The 17,520-nt window shown below is 48.2% G+C and carries 14 protein-coding genes; 11 read left to right on the plus strand and 3 right to left on the minus strand.

Features of this window, described 5'->3' with window-relative positions; translation table 11 throughout:
* Positions 1-21 precede the first annotated feature (21 nt).
* From EA392_08910 to EA392_08920, 3 genes are all read left to right on the plus strand, one after another.
* Positions 22-1,347: a T9SS C-terminal target domain-containing protein gene (locus EA392_08910; GenBank protein TVR38585.1), complete on the plus strand. Its 1,326-nt coding sequence runs from the start codon at positions 22-24 to the stop codon at positions 1,345-1,347.
* A gap of 120 nt (positions 1,348-1,467) precedes the next feature.
* Positions 1,468-1,995 (plus strand): DinB family protein, encoded by a 528-nt coding sequence (locus EA392_08915; GenBank protein TVR38586.1) that lies wholly within the window; start codon positions 1,468-1,470, stop codon positions 1,993-1,995.
* A 291-nt stretch (positions 1,996-2,286) separates the two neighbouring features.
* On the plus strand, positions 2,287-2,640 hold the full coding sequence (locus tag EA392_08920) for a hypothetical protein (GenBank protein TVR38587.1): 354 nt from the start codon (positions 2,287-2,289) through the stop codon (positions 2,638-2,640).
* 521 nt (positions 2,641-3,161) lie between these two features.
* Here EA392_08920 and EA392_08925 read toward each other — a convergent pair.
* Complete coding sequence (locus EA392_08925) at positions 3,162-6,236, minus strand: hypothetical protein (GenBank protein ID TVR38588.1); 3,075 nt, start codon at positions 6,234-6,236, stop codon at positions 3,162-3,164.
* A gap of 397 nt (positions 6,237-6,633) precedes the next feature.
* Between EA392_08925 and EA392_08930 the strand changes: the two genes are divergently transcribed.
* From EA392_08930 to EA392_08955, 6 genes are all read left to right on the plus strand, one after another.
* Positions 6,634-8,004 (plus strand): PhoH family protein, encoded by a 1,371-nt coding sequence (locus EA392_08930; GenBank protein TVR38589.1) that lies wholly within the window; start codon positions 6,634-6,636, stop codon positions 8,002-8,004.
* Between the two features lie 147 nt (positions 8,005-8,151).
* Complete coding sequence (locus tag EA392_08935; protein TVR38720.1) at positions 8,152-8,754, plus strand: peptidylprolyl isomerase; 603 nt, start codon at positions 8,152-8,154, stop codon at positions 8,752-8,754.
* Positions 8,678-9,337 (plus strand): hypothetical protein, encoded by a 660-nt coding sequence (locus EA392_08940; protein ID TVR38590.1) that lies wholly within the window; start codon positions 8,678-8,680, stop codon positions 9,335-9,337. The genes EA392_08935 and EA392_08940 overlap by 77 nt, the downstream gene beginning before the upstream one ends.
* A 2-nt stretch (positions 9,338-9,339) precedes the next feature.
* On the plus strand, positions 9,340-10,047 hold the full coding sequence (locus EA392_08945) for a hypothetical protein (protein ID TVR38591.1): 708 nt from the start codon (positions 9,340-9,342) through the stop codon (positions 10,045-10,047).
* A gap of 69 nt (positions 10,048-10,116) precedes the next feature.
* Entirely contained in the window at positions 10,117-10,794 is a 678-nt protein-coding gene (locus EA392_08950) for a hypothetical protein (protein TVR38592.1), read from the plus strand.
* 30 nt (positions 10,795-10,824) lie between these two features.
* Entirely contained in the window at positions 10,825-11,175 is a 351-nt protein-coding gene (locus EA392_08955) for a hypothetical protein (GenBank protein TVR38593.1), read from the plus strand.
* Between the two features lie 2 nt (positions 11,176-11,177).
* On the opposite strand, the gene map is transcribed toward EA392_08955, so the two are convergent.
* Together map and EA392_08965 are read right to left on the minus strand one after the other, a co-directional pair.
* Complete coding sequence (gene map / locus EA392_08960; protein TVR38594.1) at positions 11,178-11,999, minus strand: type I methionyl aminopeptidase; 822 nt, start codon at positions 11,997-11,999, stop codon at positions 11,178-11,180.
* Positions 11,996-12,454, minus strand: coding sequence for a hydrolase (locus EA392_08965; protein TVR38595.1), 459 nt, complete (start codon positions 12,452-12,454; stop codon positions 11,996-11,998). The genes map and EA392_08965 overlap by 4 nt, the downstream gene beginning before the upstream one ends.
* 193 nt (positions 12,455-12,647) lie before the next feature.
* Between EA392_08965 and EA392_08970 the strand changes: the two genes are divergently transcribed.
* The gene (locus EA392_08970) at positions 12,648-15,524 is read left to right on the plus strand and encodes a T9SS C-terminal target domain-containing protein (protein ID TVR38596.1); all 2,877 of its coding nucleotides are present in this window, start codon (positions 12,648-12,650) and stop codon (positions 15,522-15,524) included.
* A gap of 10 nt (positions 15,525-15,534) precedes the next feature.
* Complete coding sequence (locus EA392_08975; protein TVR38597.1) at positions 15,535-17,508, plus strand: CBS domain-containing protein; 1,974 nt, start codon at positions 15,535-15,537, stop codon at positions 17,506-17,508.
* The last annotated feature ends 12 nt before the right edge of the window (positions 17,509-17,520 follow it).

Consider the following 17,520-nt stretch of genomic DNA (forward strand, 5'->3'; position numbering starts at 1 on the left):
ACCAAAACCTCAGGATTAGTTATGAGAATACCATTACTCATGGGGCTTGCAGTGATGACTCTTTCGGTCACTACATCCGCCCAGCAAGACCAAAACTACACACCGTGTGCGCACGATCACTGGCTGCATCACATACGCCAGCACAAACCCGAAAAGGCCGCTGCCATTGATGAGTTTTACCGCTATGCAGTTCAAAAAAGTCAAACATCTCAGAGGGATGATGAGGTATATACCGTGCCGGTGGTGTTTCACGTGGTGTACAACAATGCCGAACAGAATTTACACGATTCGGTGATTCATTCTCAAATAGAGGTGCTCAATGAAGACTACCGCCGCATGAATGCAGACGCAGATCTTACCCGCGATATTTTTCTGCCTGTTGCCGGAGATGTGGGCATTGAATTTCAACTCGCGGAAGTCGATCCCAGCGGAAATCCAACCGATGGAATTGTTAGGGTAGAGACCAATCGGGCTGGTTTTTCGCTCGACCTGTTTGGAGCTGAAAACACCCTCGATGAGGTGAAGTTTGCCGCAACGGGTGGTAGCGATGCATGGGATACCGAGCATTACCTTAATATATGGGTGTGCAACATTGAAGGTGGTTTGTTTGGGCAGATATTCGGTCTTGCCTATCCGCCCGATGGCGTTCCCAATTGGCCGGATGGAGCAGCGGAGCCCTCGCCCGACGTATCGGGTGTTATAGTGCACTTCACCACAGTGGGTCGAAACAATCCCAGTGCAGATCTGGATGGAGTTCCCTACAACAACCTGGGGCGTACTTGCACCCATGAGGTGGGCCATTACTTTGGTTTGCGTCATACGTGGGGCGATGCACTTCCTCTGTTTGGAGATGGCTGTGCTGAAGATGACGGACTTGACGATACGCCAAATTGTTTTGGACCCGATAATCAGGCATGTAACTACAGCGCGAACACATGTCCAGAAGATCCGCTGCCAGACATGATTGAGAATTACATGGATTACAGCCGGGATAATTGCATGAACATATTTACCCAGCAGCAAGTAGAAATCATGCGTTTGGCACTCACCGAATTTCGACCAGGATTGATTGCTTCACCTGCTTTGAGTGTGCGGGAGAACCCACTTGACCATACTTTGAAAATGTATCCCAATCCGGCCAAAGAGTGGTTGGTAATAGAACAAATTGGCGATATCCCCGTGCAAAGGGTTGAGGTGTACGATGCGCTCGGGAGGTTGATCAACGACCACGACCGAATCAATCTCACACGTGTAGAGTTGCCACTGGGGGCTCTGGCGCCCGGCAATTATTTAGTGCGCATCCATGCAGGTGAGCACTTTACAACGCGAAGTCTGATGAAATACTAGGGGCTGAGTTTAACCTGCAAGTGCCCCGGGCGACCTCTTGGTCGCCTTTTTTTTGCGTGGAAGCTCTGCGGATATCAAATTGCTCAGGTTTCTTTACCTTGTTGCACCAAACTTCAAAGCATGCACCAATCAATTGCTCCTCACTGGGAGAAGCTTACCCTTCTTAAAAACGAATGGATTGCTCAATTGGAAACCCTGCCTCAGGAGACTTGCTCGGCCCGGCTGGCTCAGGGGTGGAATATTCTGCAGGTTGTTGAGCACGTTATCACTTCCGAAACAGGTACATTGGGCTACATGAAAAAGAAAACAGCCGCCCCGTGGAGTGAAATACCATTGGCAAACGAAAATCATGTATCGAAAGGCAGGCAACTGAATGAAGCACTTAAATCTGAAAAACGCTGGAAGGCCCCGGATGTGCTTCCGGATCCTACCGGGTCACAATCATTTGATAATATGGCGAAGTATTGGGATGGATTGCGTGGAGAGTATCAAGGATTCCTAAGCGACCTCGATCCTGCCTATTTCGAAAGAACCATCTTCAGACACCCCTATTCAGGCCCACTCGATTTGTACCATACACTGGATTTTCTGTGTAACCACATTCTTCACCATCAGTATCAGGTAGAGAGGATTAAGGTGATGCTTTGAGCGGGTGCGCCGAACCTCACCACACTTATGAACTATTGTTGACAACATATGTTCAAACAATGTGAAAAACATCCATACGAAAAGTTTGCCTGGCCGAGGTTTTATACTGTCCTTTGACACGCAAGTCAACGGATTTGTTGTCGGTTTTTCAAACCAGTTGAGTGTTTTGACATCGTGCCTTCTCAAGGGAAGGAACACCACGGAGGCAACTCCTGAAGTGAAGATGCTGCCCGGTGTAAGTCGGGTGAGTTGCAAGTTCGGTTCGCCGAAAAAGCAAAGTAACATTTGCGATTGCAGCGAAAGGAGCAGGGTTCGCAAGAACCTGTTCGCATACATGTCTTCGGACATTGGCGAAAGGCTTCAAAACACAACGCCAGATACGTAGAACTTCGGTTGGACGTTGAAGACAGTAGAAAAGATGATTTGTTCACTTTGCAAACTACGGTTTGCATGAGTGATGCGGGAGTCCGTTTCTTACGATTCGGACTCCCGTTTTTTTTTGTCCGTTTTCGTCCATTACAAGAGTATAGTTGCTTGTTTTTAGCAGGCGGGAACAGGACCATTGAGTTGTTGACAATTGTTCATAACTCATGTGAAAACGAAGTGCAAAAACTCCAAAAGAAAAGTTTGGTAACTGGGCAGTAATTTCCCCACCTTTGACATGTCAAACGAGAGATAGAAGCCGGTCGAACGAGATCGGAAACTCTGAAAAGGCAGGTGCAAACGGAAAGTCCTCCTCGCGGTTGCGGTTTTCTGTGCAAGGTTGAGTTCGGCAACGACTCAATGTCCTGTGGGAATGAGTAGCGAAACACAAGACTCACTTACTTCGGTGGCTGAGTTGAAAGGGAGTTAAATCCCCGTTGCGTTGCGAAGTTTCGTTCGTGAAAGCGACGAAGCATGTTCCCGGCGAAGCACACCAAGTTGAATATCCTCAGGGATGCTCATTGTGTGGTGTGTGTACCACGATGCAAATCGTCGCCGGTTTCAGAGTAGAATGGAAAGAGGCTTCCGGGCCGAATTCCGGGCTTCGAACGGTAGTTTGAAATCAGGTTGCGCTACGGTGCAGCCACGATTAACGGGAGCTATTTCGCAAGAAGTGGCTCCCGTTACTGTTTTATGGAGTTAGCGAATAGGAAGAAAATTCAATCTGGTGGATGGCTGTGGGGCTATCGCAACACTGTAATGCTGCCCCTGAACTCATAGGTTTCAAGCGTAGCTGTGGAACCCACTTGCAGGTGATACACGTACACTTCGTCCTGAGCATAGTATTTCCCAGATGTATCGCTCCCGTTCCATTTCAGTTCAGGATCGCTCGATTCAAAAACCAATTGCCCCCAGCGGTTGAAAATGCGCAACCTGAAGTTACCAGGGTCAATACCCAATCCTTCAATGGAAAACAGGTCGTTGATCCCGTCTTCATTGGGTGTAAATGCGTTGGGGATATAGACGCTAAAATCATCGCGAACCACATAGTTGATGCATCGCTGATCGCTGCATCCCTCTTCCGACCACACCGTCAGGCAAACAGGATACACTCCGGGTTGCTGATCAAAGGTGAGTACAGGATTGTTGATGCCAAAAGTACCCCACTCGCCAAAGTCCCACTCAAGTGAGTCGGCATTTAGACTTTGATTAAAAAACTGCACCTGTTCGTTGTAAATGGTAGATTCTTGAGGAGATGCTCTGAAATCGGCAATTACAGGCGGAAGTACTTCAAGGTGATGATTCACAATGCTGTCGCAGCCATTGCTGGCAGGAAATATCTGAATGTAGGTGCCGGAGCTGGTGTAGTTGTTCAATCCAATGGTGTAAACGTCACCGTCGCAAATCTCGGCAAAAACATCCGTCAATACATTGGGCGTGATAGTGAGCGTAAGTGTAGCACTCACCTCACAACCCCAAACGTTGAAACCTTCGTGCTGATACACCCCACTTTCCGTGTAGGCAGTTCCAAACCATGTATAGCTGCCGCACGCGCTTATCTCCGAAGTGATGTCTTCTGAGAAGTTAATGGTCAGGTCGAGAATAATGGTGCTGTCGCAGCCTGCTTCATTGCTCAATACAACCGAATGCACGCCACTTTGCACATAGGTTTCTCCGTTCAGCGGCCAGGTATAACCATCGCACTCTGAAATTTCCAGCACTGTTTCGCTGGCCTGTAAAACTTCCAAAGTGAGTGTTGCAGGCTCACTACAACCTTCGCCCGAAGGTGTGAACGTGTAAGTTGTTGTTTGCAGATTATTGATGGCCGGAGACCAGGAGCCAGCTACACCATTTATTGAAGTCACAGGCAGGGCAGGAATATCATCACCTGCACAAAAAGGCCCTTGCACATCGAAAAGAGGTATTACGGTTTCTTCTATTTCTATGGTCAATGTTGTGGCAGTAGCACATTCACTCCCGGTAGGGGTAAAAGTGTAGGTGGTTGTTTCTGCATTGTTTAGGGCAGGAGACCAACTGCCGGAAAATCCGTTCAGGGATGTGGTTGGCAGAGCCGGTATATTCGCACCCTGACAGAAGGGACCCACATCAGCAAATTCAGGTTCTGTTGGTGCAGCAATCTCGATGGTAAGCGAAGTTTGAGATGCACATTGCCCCGCGCCGGGGGTAAAGGTGTAGCTGGTAGTTGCTGTGTTGTTCACTGCCGGCGACCAGGTTCCTGTAATTCCATTGTTGGAAGTGGTAGGCAAAGCAGGAATGTCAGCACCCTCGCACCAGGTGTCGGGTTCGTCAAAAAGTGGAGTGGTTTCGGGGCTAATTATTATATCAACCGTAGTTGACTCTGCGCATTGCCCCGGGTCGGGAGTGAAGGTGTAGGTAGTGGTTGCGGTATTGTTAACGGCAGGAGCCCATGAGCCGGTAATGCCATCGTTGCTAATAGCGGGCAGAGGGGGAATATCAGAACCCACACAATACGCCGGCGGTGGTGTAAAGGAAGGAGTAGTTTCGGGCTCAATTTCAATGACAAGCGTTGTATTCACAGCGCACTGATCCGGGTCAGGCGTAAAAGTATAGGTGGTGGTTGCCGTGTTGTTGATGACTGGTGCCCAGTTGCCGGTAATGCCATTGTTGGAGCTTGTGGGCAAGTCCGGAATATCCGAACCCGTGCAAAAAGGGCCTGCCTCATCGAATACGGGTTCTATTTCGGTGTCGATTACAACCTCCAAAGTAGTGGTGGTTGCACATTGACCCGCGTTGGGGGTGAAGGTATAGGTAGTGGTTGTTGTGTTGTTCATCGCGGGCGCCCAGGTTCCGGTAACACCGTTATTAGAGGTGGTTGGCAGCGCAGGGATGTCCGAGCCAAGACAATAAGGCCCTGCAGCACTGAATGCAGGCTCCTGTGCCTCTACAATGGTTACAGTGGTCTGGGCAGTCACTTCTTCGCAACTACCAAAAGCCGGTATGGTATAGGTGATGGTGTATGTGCCTCCTGAGCTTTGGTCGGGAGTAATTTGACCGTTGCCGGGGTTGATGGCAAGGCCGCCCGGTTCGGCTGTGAAGGTGCCGCCTGTAAAGTTTTCAGTGCCTTCCAGAACTACGTCCTGAGGAGGTGCTTCTGACGCACAGAGTTCGGTGTCGGGATAACTAATAGTGGCGGTAGGGCAGGGATCTACGGTTGCCCCCACAAAATAGGGGCAGTGCAGGCTGTGCGTGCAGCCAAATGGAACGTTAAAGGTGTAGCAGAAAACATATGAGTTTCCCGGTACTACCGGCGAAAAGGTCAGGCTCGTCAGTGAACCGGTTTGAATCGGTGCCCCGCACGTGATGTCGTATAGCGCCCAGGAAAAGTTCGTAACATTTCCCGCGCCGCAATCTGAGGTGATGATGACGTTGAAGCTCACGCTGGTTACTGTGGCTGTAAAAGAGTTGCAGAAAGTGTTGAGTGAGCCTGAGGCCAATGGAGGAAAAAACTCAGGAGTTTCACAGTCTTCTACCACTTGTGGAATGGTGGGCTCAGTTGCATAGCCCAATGCATCGCCGCAAGGATCTTCACAAGTTGGGCAGAGCTGATTGTCGCCACCGCCACCTCCACCCGACAGACAGTTAACGCAAGCAGGGTTAGTGGCTGCAATGCCAGCGCAAATAGCATCCCACGTTGTGACGCAACAGAATATGTCAACAGCGCAAACAGCAGTTTGACAAAGTATGTCGGACGGAAAGCCTGCCCCGGTCTGAGCTTGGTCGCAAAAAGGTTGCGCCTGCACATGATTCACGCTAACCGTTGCAATGCTTAATAGCATAGCCGCCAGCACGTTGCGGAGAGAAGCAAAGCTAAGTATTGAAAATTCAAACAGTTGCACGTATTGGTTTTGCGGTGGTTTCTGTCAGGTTCAGGCTGAAAGAGATGCGGGCATCTTTCTCTGCCTTGCAAGATGCAACTTTTTTCTTATGTACCCAATGACGGCGAAAAAAACTCTAAGGTTGCATGGGGTATCAATCATTACATCGTGTCGTCCTCTATGTTATTGGAGTGTAATCAGGGGGTGGTTAAAAGGTGACGCATCGTGCTGAATACATGATAAACACAAAATCCTAAGCCTTTACTTTCAACCTGTCTTTGTGGAAAATTATGGAGCGGCGGTTCAGTAACCCATCCTAAATGAAATACCTTTCACCCAAATCAAGAACGTTCTCTTCATGGTAAGGAAGTCATCCGCGCGGAAGAAAAAAGCTGGCAACGAAGAGCCCGGGAAAATCTTTGTGATAGATACCTCGGTTATTCTGTACGACAGCAATGCAATCAATAATTTTGATGAACACTCCATCGTAATACCTATTCAGGTGTTGGAGGAGGTAGATAACTTCAAAAAAGGCAACGAAACCAAAAACTTTGAGGCACGCGAGTTCATCCGTTTTGTAGATCAGGTTGCTCAAAATCAACTTATCAACGATTGGGTGCCACTAAACGGTGCCGGAAAAGGCAAGTTTAAAGTTGCACTCACCCACGATGTAAAAGGTGTTGATGCTGTGAGAGTCTTGGGCGACAAGAAGTACGACAATCAAATTTTAAATTGCGCGCTTAGTACCCAGGAGGCCAACCCCGATAAAAAGGTGATTTTGGTATCCAAGGATATTTGCCTTCGGCTTAAGGCCAAGGCCCTGAACATTCAGGCTGAAGATTACGAAACGGGCAAGGTGAAGGATGTATCCAAGCTTTATAAAGGCCACCAAAGCATTGATCGCATCTCTGAAACACTCCTCGATAGCCTCTTTAACAAAGGTTTTGGCGACCCTGAACTTTTGCCCAAAAAGGTTAAGCCGGTTGCCAATGAATACTTTGTGCTGCGAAATGCCAAAAAATCTGTTCTGGCGCGATACGATGCCCTGGAGCAAATGCTGGTGCGTGTAAAACCTGAGCCGGCTTTTGGTATCAAGGCCCTCAACGCTGAGCAAAGTTTTGCGCTGGATGCCCTTGCAAACCCCTCTATTAAGCTGATAACCATCCAAGGTAAAGCAGGAACCGGAAAAACCCTCCTCGCACTTGCAAGCGCCATTGAGCAACGCAGAGACTACAGGCAGATTTTTGTGAGCCGTCCCGTAATACCTCTTAGCAACAAGGATATCGGATACCTTCCCGGAGATATCAAAAGCAAACTCGACCCCTACATGCAGTCTATCTGGGATAACCTGAACTACATCAAAAGTCAGTTCAGAAATACCGATAAGAACGTGCAGCGAATCAAAGAAATGGTGGACAACGAAAAGATAGCCATTTCGCCTTTGGCGTACATTCGCGGACGAAGTCTAGTAAAGATTTTCTTCATCGTTGATGAAGCCCAAAACCTCACTCCTCACGAAGTGAAGACCATCATCAGCAGGGCCGGTGACGATACCAAAATTGTGTTTGCCGGAGATATTCACCAAATCGATACACCCTATCTTGATTCTGAGTCAAACGGCCTGTCGTATCTGATTGATAAGGTAAAAGGCAGTCCGCTGTTTGCCCATATTGCCCTTGAGAAAGGTGAGCGGAGCGATTTGGCCAATCTCGCCAATGAGCACCTCTAGAAAATGCTATTTTTGCGAACCTTCAACCCAAAAAACCAAAAAATGAAATCTCTGTTCTTACCCGTAATGCTGGCCGTTTTTCTGATGGCAGCATGCACAGAAACTCCTGAAACCAAAACTGAAGAAAACACTGAAAAACCTGCAACCATGACTGAAAAAGACGCAAAGCCTGAAGGCGAGCAATCCATATCTGTTCCTGCTCAAGAGGGTATGTATGCACAAATCACCACCAACCGAGGGGTGATTCTTATTCGCCTTGAGTACCAACGTACCCCCATGACCGTAGCCAACTTTGTAGCTTTGGCCGAGGGAAAAATGCCCAACAAAGCGAAGCCCGAAGGAGAGCCTTTTTACGACGGGCTTCTTTTCCATCGAGTTATCAGCCGGGCCAATGGTCAGGATCAGGATTTTATGATTCAGGGTGGTGACCCCGAAGGACGCGGAACCGGAGGCCCCGGATACCGTTTTCCCGATGAATTTCATCCGGAGTTGCGCCACGATAAGCCGGGTATTTTATCCATGGCCAATTCAGGACCGGCTACCAATGGGAGCCAGTTCTTCATTACCCACCTGCCTACACCATGGCTCGATAACCGTCACTCCGTGTTTGGGAGTGTAATTGGCGGAATGGATATAGTGATGAACACTTTGCAGGGCGATGTGATGCAAAAAGTTGAAATCATCCGAATCGGTGATGAGGCAAAAGCTTTTGATGCCCTGGCTGTGTTCAATGAAAAGATGGGCGCATAGGCCAAATAACATAAACCCGCTTGAAGCGTTCTGTTTAAAACCTGGTGTCATGAAAATCCTGCTATCCACTTTTTTTACAGGCTTTTTTGCTGTGACTGCCTGGGCCCAAACCGGCAATATGTTTCCTGAATTATCGGGAGAAACCCTCTCGGAGGAGGTACTTACCATTCCGGATGATACCCGCGGCAAGTACACACTTGTTGGATTGGCTTCGAGCGAAAAAGCCGAGGAATTCCTAAGAGGATGGTACGAACCGGTGTACAACAAGTTCATCGCAAAAACCGGAATGTTTGATGACATGTTCGACGTGAATGTGTTTTTTGTGCCCATGTTTTCCGGAAGCAAGAAGATAGGTAAGGGAAAGGTGATGAAGAGCATGAAAGAAAGCAAGAATACAGAGCTTTTTGATCACGTGCTCTTTTACGAAGGACAACTCAAAACCTACCAGGAAGCCTTGAGAATGAGCAAAACGGATTTACCTTATATTTTTCTGCTCGATCCCGATGGGAACATTGCTTATTCAACGTCGGGTTATTACAATGAGCGTAAAATGGATGCCATTGACGATATCCTCATTCAGTAACCGTGTGTACCCTCACTTTTGCTCCCTTAGGTACTAAACAGGTTATCACTATCAATCGTGATGAAGCCCCTGAGCGCCGCGCTGACGATCCCGTTATACGTGAGCGTTCCGGAAAGCAGTTGTGGTTGGCTCCCGAACCCGTTTCCGGCTCAAGTAACGTGGTATTCGATATCATCAACCATCGTCTGGTCGTCCTGCTGAACGGTGCTTTTGAATCACACGAACATAAACCTCCGTATAGGTTGAGCAGGGGATTGGTGATTCTCGACAGCTTCGATTACGATTCTCTGGGTGCCATGAAACGCTTATACGACTTTACAGGTATTGAGCCTTTTACCTTACTTGCTTTTCAAAAAGGAGCAACGGAGGAAATGAGATGGGACGGAGAGAAGGTTCATTACACCGACCCTGCAGCACACCAATTTACCATTTGGTCTTCGGCCAAATTGTACCCGGCCGAAGTCATTCAAAGCCGTGAGGAGGCTTTTGCAGATTGGCTGAAGAAAAATCAACGCATTTACGCACAGCAACTGTTTGATATGCACCAGCGCGAAGGCGACGATAGCCGCGGGCCCGGTTTCAGAATGAACTACGAGGATTTGGTAAAAACAGTGAGTATTACTCAGTTTACTTTAAGTGGAAACAGGGTGGCTTTGCGATACCTTGATTTGATGCGGAGGCCGGCTCAACTCATGGAGCGCGTTTTTTAATCTGATCCATTGAAAAGAGGTTCGGTCGGTTTTTCAACTAACTTTGCGTGAAACCAAAAGTGCAGATCTATGCGTGATGCTTACCTCATTTCGAACTTTGGCGGACTTTTGATGGCCATGCTGTTCATGTTTCCGGCAAATTCGCAGGCACAGTTATTCGATGACATGAAACCCCGGGAAACCATTCTCGACTCGAGATGGATGTATGGGTTCAACATAGCGGCGGTTGCTGCCAGCTACAGTTTCGGTACGAGCACCACTGATGCGGATATCCCTATAGGTGAGCGCTTTGACGAAACTACTATGCCTTTTGGTTACCGCGTGGAGGGCTATCTGTTGTACAACGCCAACTTTTTGTATGTGGGGCCAGTTGTGAGTTACGAACACCTATATGGTCGCAATCGCTCATTGATGGGTAATGATTTTTCCTATAGCATTGGAAGTGCTCGCTTTGGTATTCATGCCGAGTTTCCCTTGCTGACATCCTCGAGCGGTGCGATATACATGTCGGTAGAGGTGGGTGGATTGGCGTTGATTGATGACGGCACCCTGATGGGCACAGGCCAGGCACCCGTGTTGATGTACGGTGGTTACGGCATCGGCTATCAAATCAACCTAGGTGAACACAGCAGCCTTAATATTGGTTTTACACTCGATTACACCAGGTTTAGAAATGATTGGAACGGCCTCCGACTCACACATAGTCTGTTTCCCTTCGGACTTAAAACTGGTCTGAGATTTGGTTAAAGCAGAATTTGAACAACGAAAACTTTAAACATGAAAGCAATTTTGTCTCTTTTCTTTTTGCTCGCTATGGGCGCTATGAATCTGGCTCAGGCGCAAGACACCCAAAAAGTGGATGCCGAACAGATTGTGGTGAGGTTCTATGAAACCGGTGCACTCGCTCCGTCAGAGGCTGTTATTTCCTATAGTGACGGCACCCATGAAGTGGTTGATATGAAAAGCCTCACCGGTCGCACCAAAAACTGGGAGGAAAACGCAAAAATCATCAATGAGGTGCTAAACCGCTTGCGAAAGCAAGGTTACACGCTTATTAGTTCGGTAGGAGGTGGTCCTGATATGATGCTATCCACCTATGTTTTCCTGAGAGATGATCTGGTGAAATAGGACTACACAGCCACCACACTTTGGAGCGTCATTCGCATGGCATCCATTCCGCGTTTTTCAAGAGAATCCTCCACGTAATTAAAAGTTGAAAGAATATCGGGTTGGCCGTTTACCACGGCTACATCGTGCTCAAAATGGGCTGATGGCATGCGATCTAACGTAACAATGGTCCAGCCGTCTTCCAATTGGAGAACATCTTTCGTGCCCAGGTTCACCATGGGTTCAATGGCAATCACAAGGCCTTCCTGAATTTTCTTACCCCGTCCTCTTTTTCCGTAGTTGGGAACCTGAGGGTCTTCGTGCATTGAGGTTCCAAGGCCGTGCCCAACCAGTTCTCTTACAACGCCATAACCTTCTCGTTCTGCATGCTCCTGGATGGCTGCTCCAATGTCTCCCAAGCGTCGTCCTACACGCGCCTCGTGGATGCCGAGATAAAGGCTCTCTTTGGTAATGCGTAACAGTTTTTTCACCTCCGGGCTAATTTCTCCGATGGCAAAAGTGTAAGCGTGATCGCCGTAATAGTCGTTGAGAATCGCTCCGCAGTCAACCGAAACAATATCCCCCTCTTTAAAGGGTGTTTTGCAGGGAATTCCGTGCACCACCTGCTCGTTTACCGACATGCACAAGGTGTTGGGAAATCCGCCAAAGCCCAAAAAAGCTGGCACTGCCCCCTGATCGCGAATATACTCCTCTGCCATTTTATCCAGTTCAAGAGAGGTAACTCCGGGCCCGATGCGCTCTGCCACCAAACCCAATGTGCGTGAAACTACCTGCGCGGCAGCCCGCATAAGTTCAATTTGTTCAGGGGTTTTGTAGTGAATCATTTCTTTTTGAATAGCTTGTCAAAAAATGAGCGATTGGATTTTTTGTAGTTGTGGTGTGCGGCCTGGTTGCGCAACTGAAGGTCAGTACCGCCATCGCCCGGGTGAATCATTTGGTAGATTTCGCCCCAACCTATAAAGCCGCCTACGTTTCTGTCGTCTATAAACAGATCGGCGTTTATTTTTCTGCTCACCCTAGCGTCTTCAAACACTTCTTCGGGGTAACTCTTGTTCACCGCGTAAAATTCCAGTCCGTTTTCGCGGCAGTACTCCACCGCATCGTCGAGGTATCTTCCGGCTCTGAAAGTCCACAAAATGAGTTTGTGCCCCTTGGATTGCAGCTTTTTAAGCGTATCGAAGGCAAACAGCATTTCAGGTCCGATATCGGGGTATTTGTGCTCTACTATGGTGCCGTCGAAATCAACTGCAATGGTGAGCGAATCTTCTCCGATAAGCATGTTTTCTGTTGTTGATGGGTACAATTGAGCGCAAAAGTAAATAGTTTAGGGTCAAGTTGCGGTGAATAGTTGTAACAGCTAGAAAAACATCGGTATGTGATCGTGTTTTGAGGTTTGATTTCAACCTGTTCTGGCTGCGGGTGTGCAACTTTACCGGAATTTGTGAGTCATCAGAACAACCAACCCACATAACATGAAAACCAATCCAGTAATCCTCACTACCGCCCTGCTTTTCAGCTTAGGTACAGCAATGGCTCAATGTCCTGACACCCTTACCGTATGGCAAACCGGTTGCGGACAGGTAGAGGCGAGTATCAATCATTTTGGCTCCACCGGAAATCTCATTTGGACATGGGGCGACGGCGAAAGCAGTTCCGCTGTGAATCCTGCTACACACCAGTACGATGCACTCGGAACCTACGAAATCTGTGCCCAGGCATGGTCGTCTGGCTGCCCGCAAGGTGTGGAACTCTGTGTGCTTTTTGAACTGGAGCAATGCCCCGAAGATTGTGGGCTGAGTATTTCAACCGTTTCACAGGAGAATGGCCTGTTAACCCTCATGGCATCGGATTTTCCGCAGGATGCGATGGTTCATTGGGAGCAGAACGGTGATATTGTAAACATTGGTGATCAGACCACCTTTGAACTTGAGTTTGGGAACAATGAGATTTGCGCCTACTACGAAACTCCTGAATGTCCGCAAGGTGTATTTTGGTGCAACAACTTTTTCTTTCAAAACCCGGACTGTCCAACCGCCATAGAGGCACAACAAGTAGGCTGTGATGTGTTTAATTTATCGCTGGTTGGTGGTTTCAGCGGCGCAAGTGTGCTGTGGAGTGTCGGTTCTGATGTGATTGAGGGCGATACCGAGCTTAACGGTGTACAACTCTCACCTGGAAACAATCAAATCACAGCTTTGTACAACCACCCGGATTATCCCTTATGTGATGACACCCAGCTGAGCTTGAATGTGAGTGCTTTGCTCTGTGACAGTATTTGCGAATTGGAATTGGTTCACACATGGGTGAGCCTGAATCCAATGGTATTCAGTGCTTTGAATTACGACCCTGGTGCTTTGGTTACATGGACCGTTAACGGTAATCCGGCGGGTACAGGACACAACTTTACGCTCTCCAGCCAGGTTCCAGGTGGCACTTATACAGTTTGTGCAAGCTATGACTCTGAGTACTGCGATGAGGTCATAGAAGAATGCGCCACGATTTCGCTTCCCAATTGTCCTACCGGCATTACAGCCGAGCAATTATCCTGTGGAGTGTACGAGCTTACGCTGGAGAATGCGCAGGAAGGTTCTACCATTCAATGGAGCTACCCCGGCAATAGCTTTGAATCTAACGCCACCCCTCAAATTGTGATTCTTGAGGAATGGTTTAACGTGATTACCGCTGTGTACAACAATCCTGACAACCCTGAATGTGATGGCTCTATCTACAGCCAGTTAGTAATTCACACCAGTTGCGACACGGTGTGTAGCTTGGATGTGGACATGATTCAAGGCGTTGAAGGTGATATGTTTATTGCCTCTGCCGGACAGGAGGATGCTGTGATTGAATGGTCTATTGGTGGTGAGCCGGTAGCTTTTGGCGACACGCTCAATCTCGATTCCTTATCGCCCGGTCAATACCTGATTTGTGCGGCGTACGAAACACCGTTCTGTCCGGAGGGTGTGCTCTGGTGCGATACGTATGTGGTGAGCGATGACGATTGTCCTTTTGAACTCATTGTGGAAGAGGGTGATGAATGTGGTTGTTACGATTTTACGATTGGGCCTTCCGGGGCTGGAGGGGCCTACATGTGGAACATGGGTGATACATCATTTGTATCATTAACCCCAGGTGTATCTTACTGCTTTGTGCCCGGTTTTCAAACTGTTTATGTGCAGATCATGGGCAGCAATTTTCCTGACTGTGAAACGAGTCCGCTCGTGCATCAATGGCAGGTTCCCGATTGCGATGAGCCCACATGCCCTGCCGAACTGTTTGTGTTGGAGTTAGAGGATTGTGGCTGTTATATGTTTACTGTGAACCCGCCAAATATTGGAGGAAGCTATATGTGGAATCTTGGTGATACGAGTTTTGTCAGCAGTCTTGCCAGTCATATTCAATGCTACGAACCAGGTTTTCAAACTGTGTACGTTCAGATTTTGGAAAGTGATATAGCGGATTGCGAGATGGCTCCGCTTGTTCATCAGTGGGAACAAATAGATTGTGATGGATGTTCGCTGGGCCTGACTTTTGAACACCTCGGAGGAGGTTTGTTCGAGTTTCAAGCCTCTGTATATGGATCGAACGCGCCGCTGTGGTGGGACTTTGGAGATGGGTTTACAACCGAAACGGGCAATTGGTCAACCCAACACATTTATCTTCCCGGAAACTACACAGTATGTGTAATAACTACGGATACAGTATGTCCCGAGATCCTGGAGGCCTGTGTTGAGTTCACTGTTGAAGATTCTGTTGAATGCTTCTGGTGGGGTGGAATATGGGGTACTACTGCAGCCTCGCCTCCTGTGACCTTTGACTTTCTTTTCTCTAACGAAGCTGGCGATGAAGTCGGTTTTTTTACCTCCTGGCTTGAAGGAGACTCCATTTGGTTTGGCGGAGAATGGTGCCTGCTGCCGGGTTGTTATCATTTGATGGTAAGCAGCGATGTTCCTCTCACCCCTGAAATGATTGAACCCGATTTGTGGATGATATTGCCAGACGTGATTCCCATGAATATTAACTGGCAGGATAACGACAATCCTTTTGAGTGGGAAGCATGGCTGGAGATCCTCGTCGAATGCGAAGATCCTTCGGTGGGTGTGCAGGAAAACCCCCTTGATGTGATCCGCGTCTTTCCCGTGCCAACCCGCGATCTGCTGCAAATTGAATTATCCGGAGTGGACGGGGTAGACTGCATTTTGTTCAACGCGGTAGGTCAACCTGTTTTAACCCGTGTACTCCGCACCAATGATCGAATTTCATTGGCTCATCTCCCTGCTGGTCTGTATATCATGCAGTTCAGACACAATGACCAGGTAAAGACATTCAGTATTCCCGTACTGAATTGATTGATGTTTCATGAGTCAAAAAACTCCGCAGCTTCCCTCTGCGGAGTTTTTTTGTACAAAAGCCGTATTTTCAGACCCAATTAACCAAACAATGGGAGAGAAAAGCGTATCAACCAAAACCTCCGCTGCGAGCCGTAAGCGGTTTCTGAAGTATCTGCTCAATGATGTAGAAGCACTGGATTACATGCTCCGCGAGGGCATGATTGAATCGGGTGTGCAACGCATCGGTGCCGAGCAGGAATTTGCGCTGGTTGATAAATACTTCAAGCCATCCAAAAACGGTCTCGAAATTCTTCAACGCGTGAATGACCCGCATTTCACCACGGAATTGGCTCGGTACAATCTCGAGATCAACCTGGACCCATTTGATTTGCAGGGTAAATGCTTTTCCAAAATGGAGCGGCAGTTGCGAACGTTACTCAACAAGGCCGATGATATTGCTGGCAAGTTCAATGACCACGTAATACTTACCGGAATCTTGCCTTCCATTGATATCAGATCGGTACAGATGGATTTTATGACTCCCAACCCCAGGTATTATGCCTTGGGAGATATCATTAAAGAGCTTCGTGGTCAGGATTTTGAGTTGAATATACTCGGTGTGGATGAGCTTATTCTTGCACATACCAACATTCTGTTTGAGGCTTGTAATACCAGCTTTCAGTGCCATTTGCAGGTAAGTCCCGAAGAATTTGTAGATCGCTACAACTGGGCTCAGATGATTTCGGGTCCGGTGATGGCTATGGCGGCTAACTCACCTTTGCTCTTTGGTCGTCAGCTCTGGAGCGAAACACGTATTGCACTCTTTCAACAGAGCATAGATATGCGAAGTAAGGGTTATCACCTTCGTGAGCGGCAGCAGCGCGTTTCATTTGGTAACGACTGGATATCAAGCGTAACCGATATTTATAAAGACGATATCGCTCGCTTTACGCTGATATTGACCAATATGGCTGAAGAGGACTCGCTTAAAAAGCTGAGAAACGGTGAAATTCCAACCCTGAGCGCCCTGCGATTGCACAACGGAACCATCTGGAAGTGGAACCGCCCCTGTTATGGAGTGGGTGGCGGAGTGCCCCATCTCAGGATTGAAAACAGGTACATTCCTTCCGGCCCCACCGTAATCGATGAAATGGCCAACTTTGCTTTTTGGGTGGGCTTGATGCAAAACATGCCCAATGAGCTGAAAGGAAACTGGCACAATCTGGATTTTGAAGATGCCAAAGAGAATTTCTACAAAGCCTGCACAACCGGAATCCAAAGCGGTATGGTGTGGAATGGGAAAATCGTAGCTACCAAACAGCTTGTACTGGATGAGCTTGTACCAATGGCCCGCGAAGGACTCCGGAAAACGGGTATCGATATGGATGACATTGATCGATATCTTCAGGTAATCAGCGAGAGGGCAGAGGCCGGCCAAAACGGTAGCCGCTGGATGGTAAAGAGCTTTAGAAAGCTGAAAAAAGAATTTGGCCGCGATGAGGCCATGGTAAAACTTACCGCTGCCATGCACAAACAGCGCCTGACCAAAAAGCCGGTGCACACCTGGAAAACCGCCGATGCTGCAGCTGTGCGCAAAATAGACATGCAATACGACTGCGTGCTCAATGTAATGACCACCGACATCATCAGCGTGCAGGAAACCGACCTCGTAGATTTGGTTGCCAGCATCATGGAGTGGAGGAATATTCGCCATATACCGGTAGAAAGCGCCCGGGGTGAACTGAAGGGAATTATTACGCGCAAACATATTGAGCAATACAATAGTGATCCCAAACGGAAAAAGATGGCCATAGCTGCCGATATCATGCAAACCAAAATCACCTCGGTAGAACCTGAAGCTGACGTGAAATACGCCATGCTTCTGATGATAGATGAAAAAATCAGTTCTTTGCCCGTGGTTAGCAATGGCCAGTTGGTTGGGCTGCTTACCGATTCGGATACTGTTGATTTGTGGGACAAACTAAAGAACAGAAAGGGGTAGCGAAGGGTGCCG

It is taken from the genome of Cryomorphaceae bacterium (assembly GCA_007695365.1).
Taxonomy (GTDB): Bacteria; Bacteroidota; Bacteroidia; order Flavobacteriales_D; family SKUL01; genus SKUL01.